At 44.4% G+C, this 14,009-nt stretch carries 6 protein-coding genes; all 6 read right to left on the reverse strand.

The window, feature by feature from the left end:
* Positions 1-52: 52 nt before the first annotated feature.
* Positions 53-1,102: a FecR domain-containing protein gene (locus QP938_09470; GenBank protein WIO73528.1), complete on the reverse strand. Its 1,050-nt coding sequence runs from the start codon at positions 1,100-1,102 to the stop codon at positions 53-55.
* A 20-nt stretch (positions 1,103-1,122) separates the two neighbouring features.
* Complete coding sequence (locus tag QP938_09475; GenBank protein ID WIO73529.1) at positions 1,123-1,683, reverse strand: RNA polymerase sigma factor; 561 nt, start codon at positions 1,681-1,683, stop codon at positions 1,123-1,125.
* 254 nt (positions 1,684-1,937) lie between these two features.
* On the reverse strand, positions 1,938-2,321 hold the full coding sequence (locus QP938_09480; protein ID WIO73530.1) for a hypothetical protein: 384 nt from the start codon (positions 2,319-2,321) through the stop codon (positions 1,938-1,940).
* An 8-nt stretch (positions 2,322-2,329) separates the two neighbouring features.
* Positions 2,330-2,914 carry a lysophospholipid acyltransferase family protein gene (locus tag QP938_09485; protein ID WIO73531.1) on the reverse strand — a complete coding sequence of 195 codons (585 nt, stop codon included), beginning with the start codon at positions 2,912-2,914 and terminating at the stop codon, positions 2,330-2,332.
* A gap of 172 nt (positions 2,915-3,086) precedes the next feature.
* Positions 3,087-4,670 (reverse strand): peptide chain release factor 3, encoded by a 1,584-nt coding sequence (locus tag QP938_09490; protein WIO73532.1) that lies wholly within the window; start codon positions 4,668-4,670, stop codon positions 3,087-3,089.
* A 200-nt stretch (positions 4,671-4,870) separates the two neighbouring features.
* A complete protein-coding gene (locus QP938_09495; protein WIO73533.1) occupies positions 4,871-13,996 on the reverse strand; it encodes a tandem-95 repeat protein in 9,126 nt (3,041 codons plus the stop codon).
* Positions 13,997-14,009: the final 13 nt, after the last annotated feature.

Raw genomic sequence — 14,009 nt, forward strand, 5'->3', positions numbered from 1 at the left:
ACCAATCTAAATAACGTGAGACAAGAAAAAATTCCCTCAAGCCATTTGTAAATTAATTGGCATCCAAACCGGTTAATACAATTCGATCAGGGTGAATTGTGACCTGAAGGTCAAACATGGTCTCGAACCGTTCCAACATCGCATCAAAAGAATCCATTTTGAAAACACCGCTCATGCGCCTATCCATGATTCGACTGTCCTCTATCAAAATCTTTTTGCGACTGTATCGATTAAGCTCTTTGACAACTTCATATAAGGGCTGATTATTAAATCGCAACATACCGTAACGCCAAGCGGGGTAATTCTCACCACCCTCAATAGAAGCTACAGAAACAGTTGACTCGTTCCCACCAAGCTTCCCTCTAAATCGGGCGCTTATTCCTGCAGGTAATCGATACTGGCTTCCAGTAGCCACCTCATTATCTTTCGACAAAACAACAGCGCTGCTTTTATTAAGCGGACGCCCATTTTTTGGGTGGACAGCTACTTCACCCTCAACAACAGCCACATCCAGATTAAAACCGGAAGCCAGAACGTTAAACTTGGTACCAAGCACAGTAACCGCAGTGTCACCAACACTCACCACAAAAGGTCGATTTACATCCTTTTCAACTTCGAGGAAAACCTCCCCTCGATCAAGAATTAAGTGGCGTCTATTTTCGCTAAAATCCACCAGAAGACGACTATTGGTATTGATAACTGCAACACTGCCATCTGGCAGTGTCAGCGTTTGCTGCTCCCCTGTTTGAGTTTCATAGCGAACCAATTCACCAACATTTGATGGCTCACTCTGCTTATCAAACAATACACCGGTAAGAACAACCGCCAATAGAAGGCTGGCCGCCATAGCAACCCTTGAAAACAACTTGTGCGAACTTCTTTTTTGACTGGACTCAAGAACCTCAACAAGGCCTGTGCTACCAGACAAACAAGAAACTTCGTTCCAAGCATCCAGGGCTTTTTGGTACTCAACACGATTCTCAGGATCTGACGCCAGCCATAAGTCCAATGATTTGATACGTTCATCAGTCATTCGATCCAGATACATTGCCGAAACAAATTCAGCAGCAGTGTCTTCACGACTTTCCTGTTGGTGTTTCATACTTTTATACTCACTGGATCTCATCGCTTAACCTCCTTGCGAACGACCTTCAAGGCACTTGCTAAATATCGCTCAACTGTCGTTTCTGATATATCCATCTCTTCAGAAATCTCTCTGCAACTTTTCTGCATAAATCGATTCAATAAAAAGACTTTTTTATGTGAAGACTTCAATGTGTTCAAGCAATCAAGCAATCGATTGACCAGCTGCGATTCAGCTACCGAATTTTCCGGAGAACCGTCTTCCGAAGGCAAAATATCATCCGAATAGCTATCGTGTGCTTCCGACTTTCGAACAGCTGACTTTCGGTGCATATCAATGATCAGTGTGTTAGCAATCGCAAAGAGATATGAGCGAGTATTGCCTGTACTTTTTGACAATTTCTCAGTCAGATCTTTAACCGTCATCAACTTTAGAAAGACCTCTTGAACCAGATCTTCACGGTCTGCTTCAAGAGCCAAGCGAGCCTGCAGGAACCGCTTCAAAGCTGGCCCGTGATCACGCATCACCTCATCCAGAGCCGCTCTATGCACCTCTGAGTGATTTTTCATATATAGGACTTTGCCTGTCTTCTTTGCCATATCTGTACTTTTACGGTATCCCATCACTAGTAACGTGAAGCGGCACTTTTTTCCCTCAATAAGTATAGAAGGCAGACACAAAGGTAGACGACCATAGCTTGAAACCTGGTCACACACACGGAGGGGCTTAGAGGGTTCTGAAGCTATAGATCAAAGCTGGGAGTAATCGAAGAAGATTTACATAGACAAAAGTCAAAAAAATGCCCCCTCAGGTTGCCTGAGGGGGCATTAGCATTTAGTGGGCTTCTGGTTTACTACAACGGTTCAATACCCAACTGCTCTACCAAACTCAGGTACTGCTCAATCGTCTCGCGTTCTTTGGTTCGGTCCGCAGTGGCGATAAACCGCTTGATTTCGGCAATAGCCATCTCCTTTTCGCCCTGTTTCCACAGGCTGTTAAACAGCGCCACAGATGCTTTGCCATCGCCCGGCTCCAACCCCACGAGCTTGGCAAACCACTTGCTGGATTCGGCAAAATTACCATTACTGAAATTAGAACCCGCCAGCATCATCAGTGCTGCACGGTTTTTGGGGTCGTAGTTAACCACCTCAGCCAGTAACATCCAGGCATCCTGGTTATGGCCCTTTTGTAGGAGTTTTTTTGCGTGTTCGAGAATTTCGTTTAAATCAGGTTGCATAATATTTTCTAAAACTTTTCCGGGTATTTCGGTTTGAATTGACTGTAGTACTCTTTGATTTCCAGTAGTTGCTGATCCACATCTTCGCGGGCGGTGATCAGGTCTCCAAACAGAACGGTTTTGGAGTCAAAATCCAGTGATGACAGCAAAACCGGGCAATCTGCTGCATAGGCTATGCGCAGAAAACCGGACTTCCACTTTTCCACTTTCTTGCGAGTCCCCTCCGGCATAATGCCAATAATCATTTGATCACTGGCGCGGATTTTCTCTGCCATCTGCTCAGCCACCCCTTTGGGGTTGCTGCGATCCAGCGGTATTCCGCCGAGCTTGAAAAACAGGGTTTTAAACGGAAAACGAAAAATAGTGTGTTTGGCGAGCCAATTGGCGCGAAGGTCCAGCGCCATCACTACCGACATGGCAACCACAAAATCCCAATTGGAGGTGTGAGGCGCTCCGGCAATGATCAGTTTTCTGGTGTCGGGAACACGCCCCTCAATCTGCCACCCCATCAATTTGAGAAGCATTCGGCCAACCAAGCGGATAAAACCACTGCGGTGGGCTCGGTGATGGGCAGGAATATCGTCCGATGTCATAGGTTAATCATAACCCCTATTTTGCTACTGTCACCCTTGGACTCCCGCTTTCGCGGGAGTGACGGGAGCAAATTTGCCATCCTGAGTAATTATTTCATGTCATTTTGAGCGAAGCGAAGGATCCCACCCCTACAATCAAGCTCCCTTTCTTCGCTCATGGCGACACGCAAGATCAGTGCTCTCGCGTGGCCCGGAACTTCACTTCCGGGTGACGTTCTTCGGTCAGGCTCAAGTTAACACGACTCGGCGCGAGATATGTCAGGTGACCACCGCCATCAATGGCGAGGTTCTCTTTGCATTTGCGCTGAAACTCTTCAAGTTTCTTGGCATCGTCACACTCCACCCAGCGAGCGGTATTCACATTTACCGGCTCGTAGACGGCTTCAACTTTGTATTCATCCTTCAAGCGGTACGCGACTACTTCAAACTGCAGTACACCCACCGCACCGACCACAATGTCGTTGCTGTTTTTCGGGAAGAACACCTGAGTTGAGCCCTCTTCAGAAAGCTGTTGCAGACCTTTTTGCAGCTGCTTCATCTTGAGTGGGTCTTTCAGTCGAATTCGACGGAACAGTTCCGGTGCAAAGTGCGGAATTCCGGTGAACTTCAGATCTTCACCTTCGGAAAAGGTATCGCCAATCTGGATAGTGCCGTGGTTGTGCAGGCCGATAATATCTCCGGAGATGGCCTCTTCCACGTGGGAGCGGTCACCAGCCAAAAAGGTTACCGCATCGGCAATTTTTACATCTTTGCCAATACGGATGTGCTTCATCTTCATGCCTTTGGTGTAAGTACCGGAACAGATGCGCATAAAGGCAATGCGGTCACGGTGCTTAGGATCCATATTCGCCTGGATCTTGAACACAAAGCCGCTGAATTTTTCCTCGGCGGGCTCAACGTGGCGCTGCTCGGTATCGCGACCGATCGGAGCTGGCGCCCACTCCACAAAGCCATTGAGCATCTCGCGAACGCCGAAGTTACCCATAGCAGTACCAAAGAATACCGGCGTCAGGTGGCCAGCACGGTACTCGTCCAGATCAAACTCGTGACAGGCACCGCGAACCAGTTCAATTTCTTCCCGTACATCGTCGGCATAGTGACCCAACAGCTGGGTAAACTCGTCGCTGTCGATGCCCTGGATCTGAATGTCTTCTGGAATGGTGTGCCCCTGCCCCGATTTGTAGACATGCACTGTATCGGTGTAGAGGTTATAAACCCCTTTGAACTCCTTACCCATACCAAGCGGCCAGTTGATTGGCGCTGCCTTAATCTTCAGAACCTCTTCAATCTCGTCCATCACCTCAATCGGGTCGCGGATATCGCGGTCCATCTTGTTGATAAACGACAGAATCGGTGTGTCGCGCAAACGGCACACATCCATCAATTTGATGGTGCGATCCTCCACACCCTTGGCGCCATCAATCACCATCAACACCGAGTCCACGGCAGTGAGTGTGCGATAGGTATCCTCGGAGAAGTCTTCGTGCCCAGGGGTATCCAGCAGGTTTACCGTGCGGCCACCATAGGGAAACTGCATCACCGACGAGGTTACCGAGATACCCCGCTCCTGCTCCATGCTCATCCAGTCCGACTTGGCATGAGGACCGCGTTTACCCTTAACAGAGCCCGCCAACTGAATGGCATTGCCGAACAGCAGCATCTTTTCGGTGATGGTGGTCTTACCGGCGTCCGGGTGGGAAATGATAGCGAAGGTGCGGCGCTTGTTGATTTCATTGAAAAATTTGCTATCTGCCACTTACGAGACTCCTATTGTGTACGTAAATGTGTACACATCATTGATTAACGCCCAATCGGTACAATTGGTGAGGAAAAGCTGCGTATTTTAGCGGGATAGGGCCATTCTGTCAGGCTATGCCTAATAAAAAATCCGGAGCCTGTATAAGCTCCGGATCCCCTATCTAATCAAGAAAACGCTTAATGCGTCTGTCAAGGCATCTAGGCCGACTGCCATACGGTGGTCAATGTAGCTACCTGCTGCCTATGTAGATCCTCAGAAACTATCGTTCCTGCACCAGAGGGTGCATTAAATGAAGCCATAGCACTGACCAGGTGCTCAATATCCGCATCATAGAGAACCGTATCAGCCGTATGAATCTCTTCCAACTTGGCATCAGTATCAATATACCAGTCCTGAATCAGTACAGAATCCGATGTTGAATTTAACCTAACCAGCAAATCCTCGCCCTGCCGTGAAAACTGCAACATCTCTGAAGTGATATCTCCTGCAAAGCGAAGGGCATCTACATCGGTTTTCTTTGACGTGCCATTTACAATAGTGTCATTGCCATCTCCCAAAGCAAACACATAGATATCATCACCTACATCGCCCTGTAGAGTATCGTTTCCTTCTCCACCATTCAGAAGATCATTGCCACTACCACCAAACAAGGTGTCATCACCACTGACACCAAACAGGCGATCGACCTTATTCCCACCGTTTATCTGATCCGAGGCACCCGTACCTATTTGAGTGCCAGCAATAGAAGAGTCAATGCCCACATTTACAGATACACTTTCCACAACGGTCACTTGACCATCAGTAACGGAGTAATTGAATGATGCAGCCCCAATAAAGTCGGCTGCCGGATCAAAGGTTAGCGTTCCAGCCCCTTGATCCCAGAAGACATCGCCATTTGCAACCCCATTGATTGCAGCGATTGTTAATATATCCCCATCTGCATCTGAGTCATTGGACAACAGTTGGTCAATCGCAATGATAATTGACTGATTATCTAGTGTTGAAAGGGAATCCGGCATAGTCGATGGTGGTGTATTTGGTACTGAAACTGTCACACCAACCGCCCCAGATACAAGCTCAGCACCATCGCTTACCTCATAGGTAAATCCTGCACTTCCAGTGAACCCTGCACTTGGAGTAAAAGTGATCACTCCCGAATCCGAGTCATAGGAAACGCTACCATTGTACGCATTAGATACCCCACTAAGCTGGAGAATATCGCCATCCACATCGATATCATTTAACAACACTGAATCAGTACTAATAAGCAAAGCCTGATCCATATAGGTTTGCGTGGAATCTGCCATAACGATGGGTGCATCATTAACTGGGTTTACGACCAGGGTCACCATTCCACTTGAAGACTCCTTACCATCTGAGAGTTCGTATTCAAATGAAGCTATACCATTGAAATCTGATATCGGCGTAAAGGTAATAGTTTCCGCAGTAAAGTCTGCTGACACTACACCATTCAGTGCACTTGTGAATGATACGATTTCCAGTGGATCGCCATCTGCGTCACTATCATTTGCCAACAGCGTGTCAAAGGAAAAGACTATCGACGTATCTTCATCTGTCACACCTCCATCTTCACCAGCAACAGGCAATGCATTAGGTGTGACCATCAAATCAATATCTGAAGGGGACCAATAGCTACCACCCGAAAAACGAATTTCTTCCAGTGCTTGACCATCCTCAAAATAAGACAGGACCGTTATCGTTTCTCCAGAATTCAAAATTAGTTCAAGATTTGACTGCACACGGTTTGGGGTAACATCCGAAGCTAATATCGACGAATCAAAAGAAAGGACATCGATAGCTGAGTCATCAAAACTACCATTATCAATGACATCACTACCATCACCTGCCGTATAAAGATAGGTATCGTTACCTTTGCCTCCCGCCAAATAGTCATCACCTGTTCCACCAACGAGAACATCATCTCCAGCCCCACCATTTAGAGAATCAGATCCACCCTGTCCCTCCAGACTATCTGAACCCCCAAATCCTTGAATGGTGTCATCCCCTTCACTTCCAATTAAGGTATAGTTTCCTGAGGAATCTTGACCTATAAGAGAGTCGATATAGCTCAAATCCCATACTGTACCGTCAGAAAAATGCACTTCATTGAGTATCGAATCGTTAGCATACTTTCCTTTGCGAATAAAATGTCCCTTTACGGTAATTTCATCTTGAGAGTTGAGCTGTAAAACCAAATCATCTCCTACTTGCATAACCTGAACATCACCAGGGTTTACACCATAAGAGAATTGCAAAATATCTTTTCGATCGGATGTTGTATCATTGTTATCAACGGTATCTGTGCCATCACCAAAGCCAAATACATAAGTATCATTACCCGAACCGCCAATTAAATGATCATCTCCAGCGCCACCAAACAGCGTATCATTGTTATCCCCTCCCTCAAGCCAATCATTGCCATTTCCACCAGACAGGTAATCATTACCTGACTCACCATAGATTTGATCATCTCCCTGGTAGAGTTCTTCCGTATTAACTCCGGCGACCAAAATGTCATCACCCCATAGACTGTCATCACCATCACCACCATACAGAACGTCATGACCTCCATTACCAACTAACTGGTCTCTTCCTTCATCACCATGTAGTACATCGTTACCATGGTAATTTCCAGGCAGGATTAGATCATCTCCCCAAAGCTGATCATCATCTGAGCCTCCATGTATTTGGTCGTTACCCCCATTACCCAGAAGCGCATCACTCCCTTCACTGCCCTCTAGGTAGTCATTGCCTTCTCCACCTTCCAGAGTATCTTGGCCATTACCGCCGTAAAGATAATCTCTTTCTCCACCACCAGAAAGTGTGTCGTCCCCATCATCCCCATAAAGACGATCCGTAGAGCTTGCACCTATTATCGTGTCATTACCTGCTTCTGCGTGAAGCTCCACTCCAAATCCATTATCTACAACGACAATATGATCATCGCCGGAAGTAACCAAGTTTGTATAAAGCTGCTCATTAAGCTTTTTCATTACATCCGTGTGCGTATAACTTGCCCCACTTAACGAACCAATATATATACGTTTTAATTGGTTATCTCCGTCGTTGAAATATCCTGCAATTCTCGCTGAATCATCTTGACCGTTGGATACATTTTCAGAAAAAGAAATAACCAGATCATCATCCACCTGCTCCAACAGAACATCACCCCACGACACTCCCTCACCTTCGATAATCAAGTAGTCAAATGGACGCCGGTTCCCATCAGAGTCATACTGAAACTTAGTTACTGATCCAGAGAAAATAATATCGTGACCACCACCAACTCCCCAATAGTGATAATCTGTGTCGTCACCACCAAAAAGCTTGTCGTCACCTTCATCACCATGGAGATGATCATTACCTCTATCCCCTCGGATTATGTCATTCCCAGATCCACCATAAATCACATCATTTCCACTATCGGCATATACAACATCATCACCAGACATTAGGTCTATTGTGTCGTCATCTACGGTAAGATATAAAAAATCATCACCTGACGATGGGTTAGATAGCCTATTAACAATATAGGTGTCATCCCAAATAGTGCCTTCTGGGTCCGAAAATTCAATCGATGAGATAAAGACGGATGGCGCATATCTGGTTTTATAGAAATCAGAAACAGTTAATACATCATTAGTACCCAATATCTCGATAACGAGTTTATTTTCAGAACGAGACATTTTGATATCTTCAGGAGAAATACCGCCAATCAGGCGTATTACATCGTTATCCAATAGATTCACATCAGAAATTTGGTCACTCCCATAGCCTTCACCAAAGATAAATACATCATCTCCGGCCCACCCTACAAGGGTGTCATCTCCAGCACCCCCATCCAAAACAGAGTTTCTTGAATTAGAAATCAGAATATCGGATTCATCAGTAGGGGTATTGAGATAGTCTTCAATATCATTTCTTGAAAGCAACGGACCATCACCAAAACGAACCCCCTGAAAGCTTGATAAATCTAAATATCCAGCCAACAGAACAGAACCCTCGTGACCTTCAAAGGTGATTTTGAGAGAATTATGCAGTCCAAAACTAGAGTTAGTAGAGTAAGTAGATCTTTCAAACTTTACATCTGAAAGAGAAACAGAGCTATCAAAGAGAATGAGATCATTTGAATCATACCTGTCAGTAATAATTACATCGTTTCCATCACCAAGCGCATAGCGATAAACATTACTACCCACCTCTCCACGAATAATATCATTACCGAAACCACCCGTTATATCATCGTCTCCATACCCCCCTGAGAGGTCATCGTCTCCATCTTCACCATAAACAGTATCATTCCCCTGACCTGATCTAATAATATCGTTTTGATCAGTCCCATATATAACATCATCCCCCCTGGACCCATAAGAAACACCATATTCATCTAACGTATTGTACGCAGTGGATAAAATATGGTTCGAATCCCATCTCGCGACCTCTTCACCATTTGGATCAAAGAAGACAAACTCAGAAATTGTATAAGTGTAAAAGCTGTTGATTACTAGCCGATCTGTAATAAAATCTTCCCCGGACAACCAAACTCTCAGGCTACCGCTATAGTCAAAACGGATATTTACCTCCTCTTCTGCTATTCCATTTTCAAAATGAATAACATTGTGATCAGATCCAACTTCTTTTATTTCATCCCTGCCAGATAATCGACTAAACACATAAACATCATCACCCTCCCCTCCTTCCAGGAGGTCATCTCCAGCACCTCCATCTAAAAGATCCATTCCATACGAGCCAATTAGTCGATCCTCTCCCTCGCCACCGACCAATATATCGTTATCGTACCCTCCTTCAATGTGGTCATTACCTGAGCCACCAAGGAGAGTATCATCTCCTCTGAGCCCACGTAGAACATCATCGCCTTCTCCACCATCCAGCATATCTGACCAGTTAAATCCAGTCAGATAGTCATCATTTATTCCACCTTGATTTGCTCGATTTATAATATCGTCGAACGTCCATGACTCAAGAATGCTTCCACTAGAATCCACAAACTCCACAACTTCCAGATAAGGGTTAGAGTTGGGAACATCCCCATGCCCAAAGTAACCCGAAACTGTAAACTTATCTGAAGAATCTATTTTACTTTCGAGAATTAAATCTGATCGATCATTTGATTTAACGACAAGATCTTCTGACGATAACCCAGGGCCAATTACCAGCCTGTCAAAGTCAGTATCACTAGTTGAATTTGCATTATATAAGTCCGACCCATCTCCAGCATCATAATAAATGGTTTCATTACCATCACCACCTACGAGATTATCAAGACCTTCTCCTCCAGATAGGATATTATTTCCCAACCCTGAAACCAGGTAGTCATCTCCTTCTCCACCGAATATCCTATCATCCCCACCATCACCAAAAAGGTGATCATCACTTGTGCTTCCATTTATAACATCATTACCTGACCCACCATAAAAATAGACTGACTTTGACCCTGCAGAAAGATCATCATCGCCATTGGTTCCATAAAATTCCCCGCCATCTCTTCGTGAGAATGCTGTAAGCAGATCATCCGTATCGTATACAGACTCACCCAAAATCACTTCATTAAAAGACGCAAAGTGCGAATTACGAAGTACAACACCTGTATTCCATATTTTTTGCCCATTTTCATTCAAGTAATAACTGGTCAATATATTTGTATATCCAGGATTACTTGTTTGATCAAACAAAATACTGTCAATAGAAAAGTTATTGGTGAATTTAATTGTATTACTTCCTTCGTTATCCCAGATGGTATCTCCCTGATCATCAACGCCAATAATGTACGTATCATTACCTGCCCCTCCCTGAAGCTGATCACCCCCCATACCACCAGATAAGGTATCATCCCCTTCACCACCCAGAAGTGCATCATCACCATAACCACCTTCCAGAGTGTCATCACCTTCACCACCTTCCAGATGGTCATTGCCAGAGCCACCTATTAATTGGTCATCACCGCCTTCGCCAAACAAGGTATCGTTGTGATCACCGCCATCAAGCCAGTCATTACCGTACCCACCTACTAGCTGGTCGTCACCTGATTCTCCAAAGAGCTGATCATTTCCCTGATACTGCTCTTCTGTAACAACTCCTACACCTAAAACATCATCTCCCCAAAGAGTGTCATTACCATCTCCACCATATAAAGAATCATGACCACCATTACCTGCCAACTGGTCACCTCCTTCATCACCGCGAAGCACATCATTACCATGGTATTGACCTGACAGGTTTAGATCATCCCCCCAGAGCTGATCATCGTCAGCACCTCCATGTATTTGATCATTTCCTCCGTTTCCGAAAATTACATCCAGGCCGGCGTCGCCACTTAGCACATCATTTCCATGTAGTGCTCCATCAGTAAACTGATCATCTCCCCAAATAATGTCATCTTCGGTCCCTCCTGATGCTATGTCATCACCAAGATTCCCTTGGATAAAGTCATTACCTGCGCCTCCATAGAGAACATCATTACCATGTAATAAAGAGGGTAGATCACTGTAAGAAACGCCAAGTGAATCGATCCAGGCTACTGGAATAGACCCATAGTCAATACCGGGATACCATGCTTCATTATTTGATCGATCACCAAATAGCCGATCATCACCTGCACCTCCCTGAATCAGATCATCACCCAATTCCCCACTAACCTTGTCATTACCGTCTCCAGCATCAATAGTGTCGTTATAGGAAAGCCCTTCAATGGAAGAGTTTATTAACTGAGTTCCCCACAAAATATAATCATGATCAGGATCAAAGGCCGGATCCCAAAACGTATTTTCAATAATTCTTGAGTCACCATATATAATGTCAGAACCACTTCCCCCGGATAACATGTCATCACCTGCGCCTCCGGCAACTTCATCTTCGCCTTCGTCACCAAATATATAATCTCGATAACTACCTCCGGACAAGGAATCGTCTCCAGCTCCCCCACTAATAAAATCACTATCCTCAAGATTTTCATCAGTTATACCAGCATCTGGAGAGTATACTTTGGGATCTAAAGAACCAGCGACCGAATAATTTGAATCCCCCCAAATGCGATCGTCACCATCTTCGCCATACAGGAAATCACTGCCCTTACCACCACTCAAGTGGTCATCTTCCAAACCGCCGTGAACCTCATCCTGACCACCACTCCCCAACAACCTATCTTGCAGTATCCCCCCAACAAGTTGATCTGAGGCAGCGCCTCCTTCATATATGAAATATTTCCCTCCAATAGTGAACTCATTTAGAGAATTTGAATCAGCAATAATATTTTGATAGGACTCGAGTATTTCTGTACTTACTATAAGGGATCTGGAATTTACTATCGAAGACCGATAAATCTGAAGATAATCAGCTTTATCCAATTCACCATCTCCATCAAAGTCCACGGGGATTGAGTAGTCCGAAGAGACTATCAATGCCAATGGATCTATATCGGGTGGAGTATGATCTTCGACTTCTGGAGAGAGCGTTATTCCATAATCACCATCAACAAAGCCTACCAGGGTAATTGATCCATTTTCAGCACCAGAAAGACGAACAAGGCTGGCACCATCACTACTCCCCATAAAGAGGTGTATTAACTGATCTTCCGACTCGTATATTTCAGAGAATTCGCTGACTTTCTTGAATGATACTGAAGATAGATCGACGTCATTAACAACAATCCTGTCACCTCCAGTATCTCCATCAATAATCCAGTCCTGTCCATCCCCTGTGTTATAGTAAAAAACATCCGAACCTTCACCACCACTGAGCCTGTCATCACCCTCTCCGCCATAAAGGTGATCATTATCCTTTCCACCCTCAAGATAATCTTCTGACCCTAGACCATAGAGAAAATCAACACCAGAACCACCATATATAGAGTCCTGATACCCGCCTCCTCTTAAAGTATCATTTCCTTCAAAGCCATATATCTCATAACGACTCTCAAATAGCGCTTCTGAGGGACCATCGATCTGGGACAAATGATCTGATTTTTGAGAACCATAAAGAGTCGTAAGTAGCAACTGATTTTCTGCTCCAGAAGAAAACAGTTTATTTATTGCTTCAGCTCTTTCATTTTCGGCCCACTTATAAAGTTCTGACTGTAAAAACTCCAACAAAACATCCGATGAAATCACAGCATCTATCGACTCTTTCATCTTTTCATAACCCCATGCGAGCAAAGATGCAGCGTAAATAGACTCTCTAATAGAGAATCCATCCTCAGCTGAAGAATTTTCAAGATGAACAGCCAGTAAGTAGACTGCTTGCCCGACTTCAGCTAGAGATGCTATTGAATTTTCATCGTAAGTTGTTAATCGTTCTCTCTGCTCTGAAAAAAACTCATATAGATCGAACGACCAATGCGGAACAAAGGCTTCTTGTATATCTCTTATTTCTTGCTCTGTTCCAGTTAAAAATGCAGGTATAAGTCCAACCAGCAATCGACCAACAGCTTCGAGCTCACTAAATGTCGAATCATCCCCCTGAGCACTAGCTAAAATTGATGCTGTTATTTGTGCATTTGATATTTGTAAATATTGAAAATCTTGATCTAGATAGGCTGTAGAAAAGTCAACAGGAGGATATTCATAGTCATTCTCACCAGATTCACCCAACCCAGTGAAATTTGACATACCGTGATAATCAAGTACATTCTTTTCGCTAGAGGCTTCAATCTGCAGGATTTCACCGCCAATATGACCATCACCCAACAGGATTACTCCGTCATCACCATATCGGTAGTGAGAGATTTTACCACCTATAAATTGGGATTCATCATAGACCTTGTATTCAGAATTCTCTTCTATCCGCTTTAGAATCCCTGCTTCTCCACCTAGTGAGTTGAATGTTGTCAGTGATAGATCATCTATCGAAAAATTAAATTCGTTACCCAAGGGATCAATTAATAAGTCATAATAGGCAAATTGCGCTAGTGCGCCTCCTAGGCTATGACCTGTAATATCAAATGAGCTGTACTCTATTCCATCTACATCCCCACTCTTCAAATCTAGTATCTGGCTAAGCAGATCTTTATACTTATCACTTCTCCATTGGTTAACCCCATAATTGAGATTAGTGTACCAATCCTGGGCACTTTCCATATCAGTGCCGCGCAACGAAACAACAACTTCACCAGTAGTGGAATTTTTCCAGATAGCAGCCTTAAAACCCGTTTCAGAATCATCGAATGAGCTATCAAATTCAAACCCTTCCTCACTAAGATCTGTGTAGGTGTAGCTATCATTATCAATATTTAAATAGGAATTCTGGGCTGCCAATGCCAATAGATATGACTCTTGAAATATACTCATAAATCTCTCCTTG

The organism is Porticoccaceae bacterium LTM1, from assembly GCA_030252795.1.
Taxonomy (GTDB): Bacteria; Pseudomonadota; Gammaproteobacteria; order Pseudomonadales; family Porticoccaceae; genus SCSIO-12696.